The organism is Vibrio sp. T3Y01 (assembly GCF_013114525.1).
Lineage (GTDB): Bacteria > Pseudomonadota > Gammaproteobacteria > Enterobacterales > Vibrionaceae > Vibrio > Vibrio chagasii_B.
In genome coordinates this window covers 83,963-102,233 of record NZ_VTXJ01000013.1, presented here as the reverse complement: position 1 = coordinate 102,233, position 18,271 = coordinate 83,963, and the positions used below count along the sequence as shown (strand labels likewise).

Sequence of the window (18,271 nt, the reverse complement as noted above, 5' to 3'; positions counted from 1 at the left end):
TTAGTGATTGTTGTTCATCACTTCGATTATTTTCATCGCTTCCAGTGTCTCCTCGACATCATGAACGCGAATAATTTGTGCGCCTTTCATCGCGGCAATCGTCGCGCAAGTGACGCTTGCGACCATGCAGTCGGCCGGAACCTTGTCTAGCAATTTAAAGATCATCGATTTTCTCGACATCCCCGCTAAAACAGGTAAGCCTAACGAATGAAACTTTTCAAGATGCGCTAGTAGGTGATAATTGTGTTCGATGGTTTTCCCAAAGCCAAAGCCAGGATCAAGGATCAGCTGATCTTTTGAAATACCCACCGCCTCACACGCTTCTACCCTTTCTTGCAAGAATGCTTCTACATCCTGAAGAACATCATCATAACTTGGGTTAGCTTGCATGGTTCTCGGCTGACCTTTCATGTGCATCAGACAAATCGGAACATTAGCATCAGCGGCGACTTGTAATGCTCCAGGCTCTTGCAAAGCGCGCACATCATTGATCAAATCAGCGCCCGCTTCAACAGCTTGGCGCATCACTTCCGCTTTACTGGTATCTATCGAGATCCACACATCAAACTTGGCACGAATGGCTTTAATAGCAGGAATGACACGGGCAAGCTCCTCTTCTAACGAAACATCAGGAGCGCCAGGTCGAGTTGACTCACCACCAATATCGATAATGCTAACGCCCGCTTGAACCATGCGTTCAGCTTGCTGTAAGGCATTATCAAGTGAGTTAAATTTCCCACCGTCAGAGAAAGAGTCAGGGGTGACATTGAGGATACCCATCACATGTGGGCGATCTAACACGAGAGTTTTATTATTTGCTTTTAATATCATGGAAGGCCGATCTTAAAGGGAAAAACACCATAGGCTATAAACAGAAAAACCCTGAGCGTACTCAGGGTTTTAATTGATAGTTTAGCGATTAAGAATCTTTGTTTTGAGCATCATCTGATTCAGATTTAACTTCTTCAACTTTTGACTCTTCAGCTTTAGGTTCCGCTTTAGCTTCTTCTGCCTTAGCTTCAGGTTTTGCTTCTTCCTTTGTAGGTTCAGCTTTTACCTGATCACCCCAACCAGCTGGATCACGAATCTCTTGCTTACGCTCCATCAAGTCATCAATTTGACCTGCATCGATCGTTTCGAACTTCATTAGAGCGTCTTTCATCGAATGCATGATATCCATGTTATCTTCAAGAATCTTCTTAGCTCTATCGTAGTTACGGTCGATAAGGATACGAATCTCTTCATCGATAAGCTTAGTCGTGTCATCAGAAACGTGCTTAGCTTGGCTCATGCCGCGACCTAGGAAAACTTCGCCTTCTTCTTCTGCGTAAAGAAGAGGACCCAATTTCTCAGAGAAGCCCCACTGCGTAACCATCTTACGAGCAATATCAGTTGCACGTTCGATATCGTTAGACGCACCAGTTGACACTTTGTCTTTACCGTAGATAAGTTCTTCAGCAAGACGACCACCGTACAGGCTAGAAATCATAGACTCTAGATGTTGGCGAGACATGCTCACACGATCTTGCTCTGGCAAGTACATGGTTACACCAAGCGCACGACCACGTGGAATGATTGATACTTTGTACACAGGATCGTGTTCTGGTACCAAACGACCAACAATTGCGTGACCGGCTTCGTGGTAAGCCGTTGACTCTTTCACTTCCTCAGACATCACCATTGAACGGCGCTCAGCACCCATCATGATTTTATCTTTAGCCAGTTCAAACTCAACCATAGAGACATTGCGCTTGTTACCACGAGCTGCAAATAGCGCTGCTTCGTTCACAAGGTTTGCAAGGTCTGCACCAGAGAAACCTGGAGTACCACGAGCAATCAGAGATGGTTCAACATCGCCAGATAGTGGAACTTTACGCATGTGTACTTTAAGAATCTGTTCACGACCACGTACGTCTGGTAGACCAACCACAACCTGACGGTCAAAACGACCTGGACGAAGTAGTGCTGGGTCTAGTACGTCTGGACGGTTAGTCGCAGCGATAACAATAATACCTTCATTACCCTCGAAACCATCCATCTCAACCAGCATTTGGTTCAATGTTTGTTCACGCTCATCGTGACCACCACCAACACCAGCGCCACGTTGACGACCTACCGCATCAATCTCATCGATAAAGATGATACAAGGTGCCGCTTTCTTCGCTTGTTCGAACATGTCACGCACACGAGATGCACCAACACCTACAAACATTTCAACGAAGTCAGAACCAGAAATAGTAAAGAACGGTACTTTCGCTTCACCAGCAATCGCTTTTGCAAGCAATGTCTTACCTGTACCTGGAGGACCGACCAACAGGATACCTGTAGGGATCTTACCACCCAGTTTTTGGAAACGACTTGGGTCACGAAGATAGTCAACCAACTCTTTCACGTCTTCTTTTGCTTCGTCACAACCAGCAACATCCGCAAACAACGTTTTGATTTGTTCTTCGCTCATCATTCGAGCTTTGCTCTTACCGAAAGACATCGCGCCTTTACCGCCGCCACCGCCTTGCATTTGACGCATGAAGAAAATCCATACACCAATCAGTAAGATCATAGGGAACCATGAGATGAAGATAGTACCAAGTAGGCTCTGCTCTTCAGGTGGTGTGCCCTGAACTTTTACGTTTTGATTAATTAAGTCATCAAGTAGCTTTTGATCATAAACAGGCATGTAAGTTACATACTTAGCACCACCGCCACGACGTGTGAAAGTGATTTCGCTGTTATTGAACTGTGCGTCTTGAATCTGGCCTTGGCCAACTTCCTGTACAAACGTGGTGTAATCTACTGCTCTGCCGTTACTTTCCCCAGGGCCGAAGCTCTGAAATACCGACATCAACACTACTGCGATAACAAGCCACAGAATTAAATTTTTTGCCATGTCACTCAAGGTGTCAGCCTCTCGATAACTAATTGTAATTAAAGGTAGGGTACTACAGTTTGTAACCTGTAGCCATATTGTTAACTCTCACTCTTGGAAGAGAATCGTTAACCTTTGTAACCAGTGGCTACGATAAACACTTCACGAGAACGAGCTCGAGAAGAGTCGGGTTTTCTGACTTTCACCGTTTTAAACATCTCACGGACGTCTTTAACGTATTGATCAAACCCTTCGCCTTGGAATACTTTTACAACAAAACTACCATCGGTAGCTAGAACTTGTCGACACATATCCAAAGCTAATTCAACTAAATACATAGCTCTAGGCTGATCTACAGAGTTGTTGCCCGCTATATTAGGTGCCATATCTGACATCACGACATCAACCATGTTTGGTTGTATACGTTCCAATAAGGCTTCAAGAACAGCGTCTTCACGAAAATCGCCTTGTAAAAAGCTAACGCCAGCAATTGGATCCATTGGTAACAAGTCACACGCAATGATTTGTCCGTTGTCTCCAACAATCTTAGCAGCATATTGAGACCAACCACCAGGCGCCGCACCTAAATCCACAACGGTCATCCCTGGAGACAGCAATTTATCTTTCGTTTGAATCTCTTCCATTTTGAAATAAGCACGTGAGCGATAGCCTTTCTTTCTTGCTTCGTTTGCGTACTTGTCGTCGAAGTGTTCCTTCAACCAACGGCCTGAACTGGCCGAGTGTTTCTGTTTGCTCATTGGATACCTAAAGTGGAGGAAAGTACTAATTGCCGAATAAATTATAGTCTTCAGCATTAGATGGCGTTAAAATAGGTTTTTTCAACCCTAATAGTAAAGAAAATTGGCCGCGTAATGAACCTAAGTACCAAACAAAAGCAGCATCTAAAGGGCCTAGCTCACAGTTTAAAACCTGTAGTGCTAATGGGCGCAAATGGACTTACTGAAGCTGTTCTAGCGGAAATCGAATTAGCTCTAGACCACCACGAACTGATCAAAATTAAAGTTGCATCAGAAGACCGTGAAACTAAGCAGCTGATTATCGATGCAATTGTACGTGAAACTAAAGCTGAGAAAGTACAGACTATCGGTAAAGTTCTAGTACTGTTCCGTCAGTCAGAAGCACGTAAAATCGAGATTCCACGTAAATAAGTTAGCCATATAATAAGCTAGCTTCACAAAGGGATAGCCAGTGCGCTTATCTTTTAGTGTAGCGTGAGAAACGAAAAAGGTCGCATTTAGCGACCTTTTTACTTATCAGAAACAAAGAAAATTCAATTAGATATATTCTACTTTGTCAATTTCGTAATCTTTATCACCGCCAGGAGTCGAAATCATCACTTCGTCGCCTTCCATCTTGCCGATAAGACCACGAGCAATTGGTGACTTCACTGAGATACGGCCAGTTTTGATATCGGCTTCGTCTTCAGAAACGATTTGGTAACGGTACTCTTCGTCTGTATCAACATCAATCAGAGTTACTGTTGTACCAAAGATAATCTTACCCGTGTTTTCCATTTGGGTTACATCGATGATCTGAGCTAGAGATAGCTTGTATTCGATATCACGGATTTGAGCTTCACAGATACCTTGCTCTTCACGAGCGGCGTGGTATTCAGCATTCTCTTTTAAGTCACCTAGTTCACGTGCTTCACCAATAGCTGCTGAGATAACAGGGCGTAGCTTAAGTAGGCGATCTAATTCATCACGTAGCTGCTGAGCGCCACGTACTGTCATTGGAACCTTTTCCATTTTTTACCTCTATGCCAAAACTTTCTTTGGCGAACATAAATACACCCAACGTATTTATTGGGTAGTAGAAACAAAACGATTTGGCTTAGTGTAAACAAACTTTATGGCTAAATCATCTTTATTCCACTTTGCGTTATAAAAGCTGTATCTAGGTCTAAATTACAGACATCACAAAAATGAATAATAACGACCTAATCAATAAGACGACAAATAAATACCTAAAAAAACAAAAAACAAACAAAATAAACGCAGATCACACTTTTATAAAAGACACTTTAAAACAACAACTTAAACAACAACAAATATAATAAAACAGTGTTCATTTTTTAGTTTTATATCATTTTACTAACTGACTATGGAACTTTAGAGGTAAAAAGTAACCCATGGATTGCACTGGCATTTTTCAGACTTCTGTTCTAATCATGGTTATGAAGCCTGATTAATACAGGCAATACACAAAAGGGTTCAAATCCTTGATAAAACTTCTATGGACAGTAATTAGGAAATAATAACATGAACAAGACTATGATCGCGCTTGCTGTATCTGCTGCAGCTCTTGCTACTAACGCAGTAGCAGCGGACGGTAAACAAGCTGGTGGTATCGACGGCACTTCTGTATACAGCTCTAACGGCACTTCTCTAGAGATCGGTGGTCGTGCTGAAGCTCGTCTATCTCTAAAAGACGGCAAAGCTGAAGACAAAACACGTGTACGTCTTAACTTCCTAGGTAAAGTTGAAATCCAAGACGGCCTATACGGTGTTGGTTTCTACGAAGGCGAATTCACAACTGCTGAAAACGGCGGCTCTACTGATAACAACGACGGTGACATTACTAACCGTTACACTTACGCTGGTATCGGCGGTAACTTCGGTGAAGTTACTTACGGTAAAAACGATGGTGCACTAGGTGTTATCACAGACTTTACCGATATCATGTCTTACCACGGTAACTCTGCGGCAATGAAAATTGCTGTAGCAGATCGTTCTGACAACATGGTTTCATACAAAGGTCAATTCCAAGACCTAGGCGTTAAAGCAAGCTACCGTTTTGCTGACCGTTCAGAAACTGGTGGCGAATTCGTTGACAACAACGCAGACGGCTACTCTCTATCTGGTATCTACGCTATCGGCGATTCTGGCTTTAAGCTAGGTGCTGGTTACGCTGACCAAGACGAGCAAAACGAGTACATGCTAGCGGCATCTTTCCGTACTGACGCTCTATACTTTGCTGGTACATTCACAGACGGTGAGCTAGCGAAGAAGAACGGTGACTACACTGGTTACGAATTTGCAACAGCATACACGCTAGAAAAAACTGCATTCACGCTAACGTACAACAACGCAGAAACTGACGGTGAAACTTCAGCTGACAACGTTGCAATCGATGCGACTTACTACTTCAAGCCTAACTTCCGTACGTACATCTCGTACAACTTCAACCTAATTTCTGAAGGTGACAAGCTAGGTTCTGTTGGTCTTGTTAACGGTCCTGCATCTAAAGCAGACGCTGAAGACGAGCTAGCTCTAGGTCTACGTTACGACTTCTAATTCTGATTGACTAATGATTCATTAGTTAATTGAGAATCAAAACGCCCGCTCTCTAGCGGGCGTTTTTTATATCTGTATACTGAAAACACCAGCCATCCAAGACAATCTTCTATGCGCCTTCTATCCACACTACTGCTATGTAGTTTTTCCATTAGCGCTTTATCTGTTAACGCTTCCGCATACGCCCCTCTAGATACACTGCCCGATGGTAGTAGTACGAGTTTGATCATCAAATCGTTAAGCAATGATTCAAGCGAGCTTGATACCAATAGCGATGACTTTTATCCACCAGCCAGCACGTTAAAACTGGTGACGGCTTTAGCGGCCAAGCTAGAGTTGGGAGATGACTTTCATTACACGACTAGCATTCTTCGTTCTGGCAATGATTCAATCATTTCATTTAGCGGTGATCCAACTCTGCAACGTGAACAGCTAAAAAGCCTGTTAGCTCAGTACGCTAAGTCGCAATCCAGAACCATCAAAGGCAACTTATACCTGGATAACACGGCTTATACAGGCTATCAACGAGCGGTAGGCTGGCCTTGGGACATTCTAGGCGTTTGTTACAGCGCGCCTTCTAGTGCGATGACCTTAGACAGCAACTGTGCACAAGCCTCTATTTATACAAAAGATAACGGTAGCACTCGCGTCTATATTCCAGCCCATTATCCGATAGACGTGACAACCAATGCAGCCACAGTGACGCGTTCAGGACAAAAAGCCACCCAGTGCGACTTAGAGCTCATCACAACGCCAAACAACTCGTACACGCTCTCTGGCTGCTTAGTGGAACGTAAGAAGCCACTACCACTAAAGTTCGCTATTCAAAATCCTGAGCTTTACACCTCTCAAGTGGTGAACTCACTACTTAAAGAGCTGAAAATACAAGTAAAGGGTGATGTACTCATTGGAGCTAAAGAAGGCACAAACAAAGCGACATTAGTTGCTAGTCATCACTCAGCGAAACTTCCAGAGCTGCTCGATACCATGCTCAAAAAATCAGATAACCTGATCGCAGACAACCTAACCAAAACCTTGGGAGCAAGGTTTTATGTGCAATCGGGGAGTTTCAATAACGGCACTGAAGCAATAAAACAGATACTGCTGACCAAAGCGAATATCGATCTCAGCAAAGCGCAGCTCGTTGATGGTTCTGGGTTATCTAGAAACAACCGAATGAGATCGCAGACCATGGCTAAAGTGCTTCGTTATATCTGGGAAAACGACTCACAGCTCAAGCTGATCGAAGCCATGCCAACATCAGGTATGAATGGAACGCTTAAGTACCGACAAAGCATGAGGAAAGCGCCGATTCAAAGCAATATCATAGCTAAGAGTGGTTCTTTGTACGGAACCTACAATATGGCGGGATATGGCTTAGATGAGTCTGGGAAGCCAAGCTCGCTATTCGTACAATTTGTTCGTGACTACTTCCCTGAAGAGCAAGACCCGGACAAACCAGTAGAAGCACCGATTACGCAGTTTGAACGTGCTTTTTATAAAGATGTGATTGAATACAGTCAAACACAGAGCCAGTCCAAATAGCGAGCCGTTTGTTGTAAGCGGTTTATGACGCAATAAAAATGGCGCTGAAGATCTTAGATCTTTAGCGCCATTTTTTATTTTCGAAGTGCTGTTACTATTTAATAAGCGCTAGGCGATGCCTAAAAACGCATTCACGACCGTGAAATAGATCCACATCCCCGAGATGTCTACTATTGATGCTAATACCGGGCTCACTAGCACTGCAGGGTCCAACTTGAACAAACGAGCCACGATAGGCAACCCGCCGCCAAGAACCGTCGATATTGTCACCTGAATAAACAGAGCAACAGCGATAGCAAAGGCAATCATGTTAATGTCGTAACCACCAGTAGACTGGTTTTCACTGAACAACAAGATACGTCCAATCATTACCGCGGCAATCGCCAGTGCTAAGCAAATCGCTACTCTAAACTCTTTCCATAGAACATTGGCCCACTGGCGTTTTTTCAATTCACCAGTGGCTAAGGCTCGAATCACCAGAGTAGCGGCTTGTGTTCCCGTGTTACCTCCCGCTGCAGCGATAACTGGCATATAGATAGCTAGCAGTACCAGTTGGCTAAGGATATCTTCGTACTGAGCGATGATAAGACCAGAAACGATACCTAGCAGTGCCAGCGCAATAATCCAACCGATACGCTGTCTAACATGGCTTAATACACCTGTAGAAAGGTACCCCTGTTGAGGCTCAACCTCTGAATAGATTAGCCCTAGTTGGTGAGCTAGATGTCGCGAGCGCTTTTCAAAGCCTTGCTCCTCTAGCTCACTAAGTAGAGCTTGAATCGTACTTAGAGAACATTGCCCTAATACAAGTACTGCATCTTCAAGCGGCATACAGTTCAAAAGCCTGACCTGCTGTTCACGCCCGTATTGCTGAAATGCATTCGATACAGCTTGGATGTCTTGCTCTGAGTACAGAGCTTCAATAGATAAAAAAGTGTTGTTCATTACCGTCATGGCGAATCTCCCGATTGGCAAAGGTAACGACCATCAAAACAAGTAGCCTACAGAGAGTACTTCACAAACATAAAGCGGTGTACACCAAAAGCGTATAACTCGATACATAAAGCATATAACTGAGCGCACCAAGAGCTTAAAGCACTGATGTGTCTACTTGTTAGAATCTAGAGTGTGGAAAAGAATGAAGGGAAAACAAAGATACCCTACCTGAACGGCAGGACAATAGATCAATACCGAGACAGGTTATTCTTCTCCATTCAAACTAGGAGGATGGTCGGTATTGTTCATAAAAATCTCCAAAATTACTGTCAGTTCGACAGCGCGCATAGTGTAGCAATGCTGTTAAAAAGACTTCGTCAATTCTCTGTCAATAAAAAAGACATCCGTAGATGCCTTTTATTAAATCATTGATGTACGTTATTACTTGATAGTAATACGAGCAAACTTACGCTTACCTACTTGGTAAACAGCTGTACCAACTTCTGGTACCAGTTTGTTGTCTTCAACTTTCTCGCCTTCGATCTTAGCAGCACCCTGCTTGATCATACGCATCGCATCAGAAGTCGAGTTTACTAGGCCCGCTTCTTTTAGAACGTTAGCGATTGGTAGACCTGCTTCGAATTCGAACTCAGGCATATCATCTGGCACTTGGTTTTTAGCAAAGCGGTTAACGAACTCTTGCTCTGCTGCATCAGCATCTGCTTCACTGTGGAAACGAGCAATGATCTCTTTAGCCAGAAGCACTTTAACGTCACGTGGGTTTTTACCCGCTTCAACGCCAGCTTTCAGCTCTGCCACTTCTTCAAGCGGACGGAAAGACAGAAGCTCGTAGTAGCTCCACATTAGATCGTCAGAGATAGACATGATCTTACCAAACATTTCGCTTGGTGCTTCGCTGATACCAATGTAGTTGTGTGCAGACTTAGACATCTTCTTAACGCCGTCTAGACCAACAAGTAGTGGCATCATCAGTACCGCTTGTGGTTTTTGACCTGCTGCTTTTTGCAGTTCACGGCCCATTAGCAGGTTAAACTTCTGGTCAGTACCGCCAAGCTCAACATCGCTCTCTAGTGCAACAGAGTCGTGACCTTGTAGAAGTGGGTACATGAATTCGTGGATAGCGATTGGTTGACCACCAGCGTAACGCTTTTTAAAGTCATCACGCTCAAGCATACGAGCAACCGTTTGGTTAGAAGCAAGACGAATCATACCTTCTGCGCCAAGGTCAGATAGCCACTCAGAGTTGAAACGAATTTGTGTTTTCGCAGGGTCTAGAATTTTGAAAACTTGCTCTTTGTAAGTTTCAGCATTCTTCAATACGTCTTCGCGGCTTAGCGGTGGACGTGTTGAGTTTTTACCTGATGGGTCACCAACCATTGCAGTGAAATCACCAATCAGGAATGTCACTTCATGACCAAGCTCTTGGAAAGCACGAAGCTTGTTAAAGATAACCGTATGGCCTAGGTGAATATCTGGAGCCGTTGGATCGGCACCCAGTTTAATGCGTAAAGGACGACCTTCTTTTAATTTAGCAATCAGCTCGTCTTCTGGAATTAGTTCTTCTACGCCACGTTTGATCTCGGCTAGTGCAGCTTCAATACTCGCCATTCTTGTTCACTCCCACAGATTTGGCAAAAATATAATAGTTAGACATCTTACTTGAATAGCGATGTATTTTGAAACCAGTTACACTATTCCGTCGCCGATTTTCATAATATTTACAGAACGAACCGGAACATGTTGTCTATTTTTGCACGCCTTCCTATATTGCACCGGGCTTTTATCGCATTTTTTAGTGCCATAATTTTCATAGCGCTCTTCTTACTTCCCGACGTCAACAGCTTACGTGACGATACGGGCGCGCTTGTTGTAGGAAAACACTACCCTTTGAGCATCGATGCTTCTGCGCTAGTAAGCTCGAATGACGCGCCACCAACGGCTGTCCTTAACTGGGAAAAATACACGGTTCGCTCTGGCGAAAGCACTTCTGTTTTATTTGAACGTATTGGTCTCTCATACCGCTTGTTACTCAACCTTCTCAATACCAATCAAGACATCAAAAAGCAGCTCTCGAACCTAAGACCAGGTGATGTGCTGCAGTTCGGATTCGATGAGAACAACGACCTTATTCAGCTCAAACGCCAACTAAGCGCGTTTGAAAGCTTCAAAATCACCAAATCCGGCGATTCATTCACTTCAAGTTTTGATAAAAAAGAAGTCGCTTACCAATACAACTACGCCGAAGCCAATATTACCTCTAACTTCTGGAATGCAGGCGTCAGTGCAGGCTTAACCGCCAACCAAATCATGGAGCTTGCGGGTATCTTTGGTTGGGATATCGACTTTGCATTGGATATTCGTAAGAACGACAGCTTTAAAATCTTATATCAAGAGAAGGTGGTTGAAGGCGAAGTGATTGGTCGTGGCAAAATCATGGCAGCTGTATTCAAAAACCAAGGCGATTCATTTACTGCGGTATTAGACGATAAAAGCGGTAACTACTACGACGAAAACGGCCGAGCGATGAAGAAAGCCTTCCTGCGCTCTCCTATCGATTTTCGTCGTGTAACCTCGAACTTCAACCCACGCCGAAAACACCCAGTAACCGGTAAGGTTCGTGCTCACCGAGGCACCGACTATGCAGCCCCAGTTGGCACACCTATCTGGGCCGCCGGTGATGGTATCGTACAGAAATCTGGTTACAACCAGTTCAACGGTAACTACGTGTTCATCCGACACAGCAACACTTACATCACTAAGTACCTGCACATGAAGAAACGCATGGTGAAAACAGGGCAACGAGTTAAGCAAGGTCAAACTATTGGTACTCTGGGCGGCACAGGCCGTGTAACAGGCCCACACTTGCACTACGAGTTCTTAGTTAATGGCGTTCACAAGAATGCGCGTACCGTGAAGTTACCTCAATCTAAGTCTCTAACGGGTAAGGCAAAAGCAACCTTTATTGCAAACTCTGAGATTCGATTGAAGAACCTTGAGCGATACGGTCAGTTACTAGCGACTAACTAGGCGTTTGTAGCTTCACAGCAAAATAGAAAATGCAAAGAGCGTCCATCAAGGCGCTCTTTTTTATGCTCACATACCACAACTAGCTACTGTTTTTCAGGTTTGTTGTTCCGTCCAAGCATTAACAAACAAGGGGTTAATACTAAAGTCAGCACCGTGGCAAACGCCAAACCACCAGCAATAGCGGTCGCAAGCTGTGACCACCATTGTGTACTTGGCGCGCCAAACTCTATCTTTTGATTAATCAGGTCGATGTTCATCTCTAACACCATCGGCATTAAACCTAAGATAGTCGTAACCGTCGTGAGCATTACTGGCCTTAAACGCTGAACACCAGTTCTTAGAATCGCATCTCGCTTGTCCAAGCCTCTTTTGATGAGCTGATTATAAGTATCAATCAACACGATGTTGTTGTTCACGACTATGCCGGCGAGCGCTATTACCCCAATTCCCGACATCACGATGCCAAACGGACGTTGGAAAATCAGTAAGCCAACGAACACGCCAACCGTAGAGAACAAGACTGCACTTAGAATTAAGAAGGCTTGATAGAAGCTGTTGAACTGAGTGATAAGAATCAAAGCCATCACCGCTAGTGCTACTAAGAATGCACTTTGCAAAAAGGCTGACGAGTTCTCCTGCTCTTCATTTTGACCACGAATACGAAAATCTACGCTATCTGGAAGCCCTAGTTCACTTAACGCCTGCTCGATCTTTGGCAGTTCTAAAGCAAGGTTATACCCTTCTTCCATATCTGCCATGATGTTGACGACTCGCTTACCATCAAGGCGTTTGATGGTGTCTTGCTTGTGGTCTGGAACGATCTGAGCAAAATTAGTTATCGGAACCAGGCCTGCTGGCGTTTTGACTCTTAGCTGGTCGAAGCGTCCGATATCCCTTTTATCATTCGGATAACGCACCAAGATATCGACTTCTTCTGCTGAGTCATCAGGAAGATAATCACCAATTTTTAAGCCATTCGTTACAAATTGAACGGTATTACCCACCAAGGTGGCATCAGCTGCAAAACGCGCGGCATCGTCACGGCGGATATCCACCTTCCAATCGATACCGTCTTTGCTTGCAGTGTCGCTGATATTGGTCAGTGCCTGATTACCATCCGCCCAGCTTCTTACAATCTTTGCTGCCTGATTAAGCTGCTCGGGCGTTTTAGCCGACAGCTCGATCACCAAGTCATTTTCAACTGGCGGGCCAGCGTCTGGGAACTTATATTCAATCTCAACGCCAGCGTATTGAGCAGTTTGCTCTTTAAGTTCTTCGATGATCGCTTTAACGCTGCGGCGGTATTGCCAGTCAACAGGTGTTATCGAAATCAAACCTATCTGGTCGTCACCACCAGTACGCGTGTAAACGGTATCGAACTCATCATGATTGAGCATCATCAGCTCAATATCGCGCATGATCTCATCTTTTTCCTGGATAGATAGATCACCATGTGAGCGCACTTTAACGTTAAAGAATGGTGGATCAACCTCAGGGAAAAACTCGGCTCCTAGACCTGCTTTAGAGTAAGTAAAGCCTACCGCAACCGCGAGTAGTATCGCACTAAACAGAATTTTAAATGGGTGCTTAATCGCTAAAGAAAGTGTGTGGTAGTAAGCCTTAGTTAAGCCTGTCGCTTGAGTAAAATCACCATTATGCAAAGCCACCATTCGAGCTTGACTCTGAGGCGAAACGTACTGAGGTTTACCAATCAAGCCACCTAAAACCGGCACAAACAACAGCGCCATAATCAATGAAGCCGTTAAAGTCGCGATCAGAGTTAGCGGTAAGAACTTCATGAATTCGCCCGTCACATCCGGCCAGAACAGCAACGGAGCAAATGCTGCTAAAGTCGTTGCTGTAGAAGCGGTGATAGGCCACGCCATCCGCTTAGCGGCATCTCGGTAGGCATCTTTACGTCCTTCTCCCTCTTGCATTCTCCTGTCGGCAAATTCAGTCACCACAATCGCGCCGTCGACCAACATCCCCACCGCCATAATCAAAGAGAACAGCACTACAATGTTAACGGTTAACCCAAATACTGAGAGAACCAATAACCCCGTGAGGAATGAGCCAGGAATTGAGATGCCGACTAACAAAGCAGTACGCACACCAAGAATAGCGATGATTACGATCACCACCAGAATGATGGCGGATAAGATGTTGTTTTGAAGATCATTGAGCATGATCTTCACATCTTTCGATTCATCCCAAGTGTATTTAACCAACAGATTGTTTGGCCACTCAGCTTGCTGCTGAGCCCCAGCCATTACCGCTTTCACCAGCTCTACGGTTTCAATGATGTTCTCACCCGCTCGCTTCTTGATATCCAAGACCACCGCAGATTTCCCATCTAAACGCGCAAAGCTCTCTGGATCTCTAAATGCTCGACGAACTGTGGCTACATCACCAAAAGTAACGACCTGTTTGCCATCCACTTTGATAGGTAACTCAAGCACATCCTTTAAGGAGTTAAACACCGAAGGGACTTTGACCGAGAATCGACCATAACCAGTATCAACAAACCCAGCCGCTACAACGCGGTTATTTAGCGCAATCAGGTTATAGATATCGGCTTGATCTAGGCTGTAGCTTTCCATAAGCAGAGGGTCAACGATGATTTCAACAATGTCTTCTCTGTCACCGGCAATATCGACCTCTAATATTTGGCGATAGCTCTCTAATTTATCTCCAAGCTCTCGAGCAATTTGCACTATGGTACGTTCAGGAACAGTACCGAATAACACCACAGATAGCACAGGCTGCTCAGAAGCGAGGGTTACCTCATTAACCGTCGGCTCATCACTGTCTTCTGGTAGTTTTGGCTTGGCAAGATCAACGGCGTCACGTACATCGGCCATCGCTTTGGTAAGGTCAACCCCAACATTAAACTCCAACACCACAGAAGCATGCCCTTCTGCGGCGGTTGAATTCATCTCTTTTACGCCCTCAATGGATCTAAGCTCTTGTTCTATAGGTCGAACTAACAGACGCTCAGCATCGGTTGGTGAGATCCCTTGATGCCCAACTGAAACATAGATAATCGGGATGGTGATATCGGGGCTCGACTCCTTAGGTATCGTGATATAAGTAATAACACCTGCGACCAGAATAAGCGCCAACAGAGAAAGCATGGTGCGAGCACGAGACAAAGCTGCATCAATAATTGAATACATCAGTTATCTCCTACTCAGCCACTGTATTTGAGAGTTCAGCACCTTGCTCAACCGCAATCACCGAATCACCATCACGTACAAAGCCTTGTCCGACGGTAATAATATCGACCTGTTGACCTAAGCCCGTGAGCCAAACTCCATCTTGCTCAGCCTTCACTAGCTGTATGCCAACAAACTTAACGCTTGGCGCATCATCAACTGACACCAGAGTTTTAACTCCTAGGTTACCCGCTTCGTCTAATGCCAACATCGCAGGTGTCACCTTGATAGCATCTCTTGTTTCTAGATTGAGTTTTACTTCAGCACTGACACCGGCGGGCAGTAAGCCATCAGAGTTATCGATTTCAATTTCGATTGGGAAGGTATTAGTAGAAGCTGAAGAGATTCGAGACACATAACGTAATCGCCCTTCTACTTCCTCTCTGCCAAGTAGACGAACCAATGCATCTTGATTGGCTAACAGATGCTGAATATGACGCTCACTGACATCCGCTTTAATCACCAGAGGGTCAAGGTCAATCACACCAGCAACGGGGTCGCCAACGCCAACGAAATCACCGAGCTCGACCATTAAATCTTGAACCACACCCGAGAAAGGCGAAGTAATCACAGTATTCTTTAAAGCCAACTCCGCATTGCGCATCATAGCTTTCGCTTCTGTTAACGAAGCCTCTGCAGTGGTGTAAGCAATTTCCCCTTGCAGCCCTCTTTTCTTCAATGACTGCGCCGCTCTAAATTCTTTCTGTTTGAGGCGATACAGAGCCGATGCTCGCTCTAACTGTATTTCCAAGTCGCCTTTATCGATCTGAGCAATAGCTTGTCCTGCTTTTACAGTATCACCCTTGGCAACGTTGAGCCTGACGACCTTGCCCGCAACCTCTGCGCCTAATCGCGCATGTCTATCGGGCGCTGTTCGACCGTATAAATCAATGGTTCTAAAGGTGGGTAATGAGGTAAATGTTTGGTAAGAAACCTTGGCTAATGGAATCTCTGTCGCTTTTCGCTCAGGCGACTCTTCGGCTTGTCCCACACCTAAACCCAGCCAGATAGAAAGCAGTATGACCAAAGTCAGAGAGACCAACCACGGCTGTTTAAGTTTCTGAAAAAGTGGCGAGTTAGAAAATAGAGTGGGCATAGCAAATCCTTTTCTGGCGCATTAGGCGCGTAAATTAGCTCAATCGCATCGTGTGCAACTTCCTGATGCACATGAGTAACCTTAACAGACCAAGAACAAATGAAGTTGGACACTATCGACAGTTTGAAAAATATGCCGTGTACTAAATGGGCAGTGAAAATGAAGGGTGTAAAAAACAAAAACGCCGAACATAAGTCCGGCGTTTACGATGCTTCGAATATGGCTTTCAATTAAGCGACGTTAATCTCGGCCTATACGCTGAATGATGCACCACAACCACATGTAGTTGTTGCATTTGGGTTGTTCACAAAGAAACGTGCGCCTTCTAGGCCTTCAGTGTAATCAACCACGCCACCCATTAGGTATTGTAGGCTCATTGGATCGACAACCAGCGTTACACCGCTATTTACAATCGTAGTGTCGCCATCATTTACTTTTTCATCGAATGTGAAGCCGTATTGGAAACCACTACAACCACCACCTGTAATGTATACACGCAGTTTTAGCTCTGGGTTTTCTTCTTCAGCAATCAGCGTTTGTACGCGGGTAGCTGCTGCATCAGAAAAAGACAATGGGATATTTGCTTCGCTCACGACAACCTCTCTTACCTGTGTCAAAAACAACATGATACAAATCTAATTCGAGACCATAGTTGTTGAGTATTTTCTTATATTCTGCTGATTATCCAATACCTGACTGAAACGTTCAAGTATTCACCACCTGATCGCCGTTTTTCCTGCTAAAAACTCATCAAATAAAAACAAAATGAATGTGCAACCACACAAAATAATCAGATTCGGGCGATTATATCAGCTAAACCATTCCTAGTTGGATTATGGATAGGTACAATGCCTGCCAATTGGTCCGACAGTCAAAAGAGGATATATCAATGACCAAATCAGCAGAGCTGTACGAAAAAGCACAGCAAACTATTCCTGGTGGCGTAAACTCTCCAGTTCGTGCATTCAATGGCGTAGGTGGTTCTCCAATCTTCGTTGAACGCGCTGATGGCCCACTTATTTTTGATGCTGATGGTAAAGCATATATCGATTACGTTGGCTCTTGGGGTCCAATGATCCTTGGTCACAACCACGCGGTTATCCGTGATGCAGTAATTGAAGCGGCTCAACGTGGTCTTAGCTTCGGTGCTCCAACTGAAACTGAAATCAAAATGGCTGAGCTTGTGTCTGAGATGGTTCCTTCAATGGAACAGCTACGTATGGTTAGCTCAGGTACTGAAGCAACCATGAGCGCGATTCGCCTTGCTCGTGGCTTTACTGGTCGTGACAAAATTCTTAAGTTTGAAGGCTGCTACCATGGCCACGCAGACAGCCTACTTGTAAAAGCAGGTTCTGGCGCTTTGACTCTAGGTCAGCCAAGCTCTCCAGGCGTACCAGCAGACTTCGCTAAGCACACACTAACGGCGACATTCAACAACCTAGACTCTGTGCGTGAGCTGTTTGAAGCAAACAAAGGTGAGATCGCTTGTATCATCGTTGAACCTGTAGCGGGCAACATGAACTGTATCCCACCAGTAGAAGGCTTCCACGAAGGTCTACGTGAGATCTGTGACCAAGAAGGCGCACTACTAATCTTTGATGAAGTGATGACAGGTTTCCGTGTGGCTGAAGGCTGTGCGCAGGCTTACTACAACATCAAGCCAGACCTAACGTGTCTAGGTAAAGTTATCGGTGGCGGTATGCCTGTAGGTGCTTTTGGTGGTCGTAAAGACGTGATGCAATACATCGCACCAACGGGTCCAGTTTACCAAGCGGGTACTCTTTCTGGTAACCCAGTAGCAATGGCTGCAGGCTATGCATGTCTGAACCTTCTACGTGAAGAAGGCAACGAGAAGCGTCTAGCATCAAAAACTAAGCAGCTAGCGAGTGGCTTCAAGCAACTTGCTGACAAGCACGGCATCCCAATGCTAGTACACCAAGTTGGTGGCATGTTTGGCTTCTTCTTCACTGAGCAAGAAACAGTAACCTGCTACGAAGATGTAACTAAGTGTGATGTAGAACGCTTCAAGCGCTTCTTCCACCTAATGCTAGATCACGGTGTGTACCTTGCGCCTTCAGCATTCGAAGCTAGCTTCACATCGCTTGCTCACGGTTCAAAAGAGATTGATGCGACACTAGAAGCCGCTGACCGCTCTCTTGCGATTATTGCTGCAGAAAGCAAATAATCATAAGCGCTGATAAGCCGCTAACTGATTGAATTTAGGGCTGCATTAACGCAGCCCTTTTTA

14 protein-coding genes are annotated in these 18,271 nt (G+C 44.8%); 5 read left to right on the top strand and 9 right to left on the bottom strand.

Features of this window, described 5'->3' with window-relative positions:
- From folP to rlmE, 3 genes are all read right to left on the bottom strand, one after another.
- On the bottom strand, nucleotides 1-831 hold the full coding sequence (folP, locus tag F0232_RS15250) for a dihydropteroate synthase (protein WP_105057556.1): 831 nt from the start codon (nucleotides 829-831) through the stop codon (nucleotides 1-3).
- 88 nt (nucleotides 832-919) lie between these two features.
- Complete coding sequence (gene ftsH / locus F0232_RS15245) at nucleotides 920-2,887, bottom strand: ATP-dependent zinc metalloprotease FtsH (protein WP_105057557.1); 1,968 nt, start codon at nucleotides 2,885-2,887, stop codon at nucleotides 920-922.
- 107 nt (nucleotides 2,888-2,994) lie between these two features.
- Complete coding sequence (gene rlmE / locus F0232_RS15240) at nucleotides 2,995-3,624, bottom strand: 23S rRNA (uridine(2552)-2'-O)-methyltransferase RlmE (RefSeq protein ID WP_004738253.1); 630 nt, start codon at nucleotides 3,622-3,624, stop codon at nucleotides 2,995-2,997.
- 114 nt (nucleotides 3,625-3,738) lie between these two features.
- On the opposite strand from rlmE, the gene yhbY reads away from it, so the two are divergent.
- On the top strand, nucleotides 3,739-4,035 hold the full coding sequence (gene yhbY, locus F0232_RS15235) for a ribosome assembly RNA-binding protein YhbY (protein ID WP_004738252.1): 297 nt from the start codon (nucleotides 3,739-3,741) through the stop codon (nucleotides 4,033-4,035).
- A 126-nt stretch (nucleotides 4,036-4,161) separates the two neighbouring features.
- On the opposite strand, the gene greA is transcribed toward yhbY, so the two are convergent.
- A complete protein-coding gene (greA, locus tag F0232_RS15230) occupies nucleotides 4,162-4,635 on the bottom strand; it encodes a transcription elongation factor GreA (RefSeq protein WP_008222155.1) in 474 nt (157 codons plus the stop codon).
- Nucleotides 4,636-5,148: 513 nt separating this feature from the next.
- Here greA and F0232_RS15225 point away from each other — a divergent pair.
- Nucleotides 5,149-6,183, top strand: a complete 1,035-nt coding sequence (locus F0232_RS15225; protein WP_019824353.1) for a porin — start codon at nucleotides 5,149-5,151, stop codon at nucleotides 6,181-6,183.
- Nucleotides 6,184-6,294: 111 nt separating this feature from the next.
- Entirely contained in the window at nucleotides 6,295-7,728 is a 1,434-nt protein-coding gene (gene dacB, locus F0232_RS15220; RefSeq protein WP_105057558.1) for a serine-type D-Ala-D-Ala carboxypeptidase, read from the top strand.
- Between the two features lie 108 nt (nucleotides 7,729-7,836).
- Here the strand turns inward: dacB and F0232_RS15215 are convergent, their stop codons facing one another.
- Nucleotides 7,837-8,682, bottom strand: coding sequence for a magnesium transporter (locus F0232_RS15215; protein ID WP_061032502.1), 846 nt, complete (start codon nucleotides 8,680-8,682; stop codon nucleotides 7,837-7,839).
- 423 nt (nucleotides 8,683-9,105) lie between these two features.
- Entirely contained in the window at nucleotides 9,106-10,293 is a 1,188-nt protein-coding gene (gene tyrS, locus F0232_RS15210; protein ID WP_105057560.1) for a tyrosine--tRNA ligase, read from the bottom strand.
- Between the two features lie 129 nt (nucleotides 10,294-10,422).
- Here tyrS and F0232_RS15205 point away from each other — a divergent pair, with 129 nt between their 5' ends.
- A complete protein-coding gene (locus F0232_RS15205; protein ID WP_105057561.1) occupies nucleotides 10,423-11,712 on the top strand; it encodes a peptidoglycan DD-metalloendopeptidase family protein in 1,290 nt (429 codons plus the stop codon).
- Nucleotides 11,713-11,795: 83 nt separating this feature from the next.
- Here the strand turns inward: F0232_RS15205 and F0232_RS15200 are convergent, their stop codons facing one another.
- From F0232_RS15200 to erpA, 3 genes are all read right to left on the bottom strand, one after another.
- Entirely contained in the window at nucleotides 11,796-14,888 is a 3,093-nt protein-coding gene (locus F0232_RS15200) for an efflux RND transporter permease subunit (RefSeq protein ID WP_105057562.1), read from the bottom strand.
- Between the two features lie 10 nt (nucleotides 14,889-14,898).
- Nucleotides 14,899-16,023, bottom strand: a complete 1,125-nt coding sequence (locus tag F0232_RS15195) for an efflux RND transporter periplasmic adaptor subunit (protein WP_105057563.1) — start codon at nucleotides 16,021-16,023, stop codon at nucleotides 14,899-14,901.
- Nucleotides 16,024-16,274: 251 nt separating this feature from the next.
- Nucleotides 16,275-16,616, bottom strand: a complete 342-nt coding sequence (gene erpA, locus F0232_RS15190; protein WP_004738231.1) for an iron-sulfur cluster insertion protein ErpA — start codon at nucleotides 16,614-16,616, stop codon at nucleotides 16,275-16,277.
- 296 nt (nucleotides 16,617-16,912) lie between these two features.
- Here erpA and hemL point away from each other — a divergent pair, with 296 nt between their 5' ends.
- Nucleotides 16,913-18,208, top strand: a complete 1,296-nt coding sequence (gene hemL / locus F0232_RS15185) for a glutamate-1-semialdehyde 2,1-aminomutase (protein WP_105057564.1) — start codon at nucleotides 16,913-16,915, stop codon at nucleotides 18,206-18,208.
- Nucleotides 18,209-18,271: the final 63 nt, after the last annotated feature.

What these genes read in the sequence shown, in the direction of transcription:
- F0232_RS15215 (WP_061032502.1), bottom strand. Translation starts at nt 8,682, where the DNA reads ATGACGGTAATGAACAACACTTTTTTATCTATTGAAGCTCTGTACTCA.
- F0232_RS15205 (WP_105057561.1), top strand. Translation starts at nt 10,423, where the DNA reads ATGTTGTCTATTTTTGCACGCCTTCCTATATTGCACCGGGCTTTTATC.
- F0232_RS15225 (WP_019824353.1), top strand. Translation starts at nt 5,149, where the DNA reads ATGAACAAGACTATGATCGCGCTTGCTGTATCTGCTGCAGCTCTTGCT.
- F0232_RS15200 (WP_105057562.1), bottom strand. Translation starts at nt 14,888, where the DNA reads ATGTATTCAATTATTGATGCAGCTTTGTCTCGTGCTCGCACCATGCTT.
- dacB (WP_105057558.1), top strand. Translation starts at nt 6,295, where the DNA reads ATGCGCCTTCTATCCACACTACTGCTATGTAGTTTTTCCATTAGCGCT.
- tyrS (WP_105057560.1), bottom strand. Translation starts at nt 10,293, where the DNA reads ATGGCGAGTATTGAAGCTGCACTAGCCGAGATCAAACGTGGCGTAGAA.
- ftsH (WP_105057557.1), bottom strand. Translation starts at nt 2,887, where the DNA reads ATGGCAAAAAATTTAATTCTGTGGCTTGTTATCGCAGTAGTGTTGATG.
- yhbY (WP_004738252.1), top strand. Translation starts at nt 3,739, where the DNA reads ATGAACCTAAGTACCAAACAAAAGCAGCATCTAAAGGGCCTAGCTCAC.
- hemL (WP_105057564.1), top strand. Translation starts at nt 16,913, where the DNA reads ATGACCAAATCAGCAGAGCTGTACGAAAAAGCACAGCAAACTATTCCT.
- rlmE (WP_004738253.1), bottom strand. Translation starts at nt 3,624, where the DNA reads ATGAGCAAACAGAAACACTCGGCCAGTTCAGGCCGTTGGTTGAAGGAA.
- folP (WP_105057556.1), bottom strand. Translation starts at nt 831, where the DNA reads ATGATATTAAAAGCAAATAATAAAACTCTCGTGTTAGATCGCCCACAT.
- F0232_RS15195 (WP_105057563.1), bottom strand. Translation starts at nt 16,023, where the DNA reads ATGCCCACTCTATTTTCTAACTCGCCACTTTTTCAGAAACTTAAACAG.
- greA (WP_008222155.1), bottom strand. Translation starts at nt 4,635, where the DNA reads ATGGAAAAGGTTCCAATGACAGTACGTGGCGCTCAGCAGCTACGTGAT.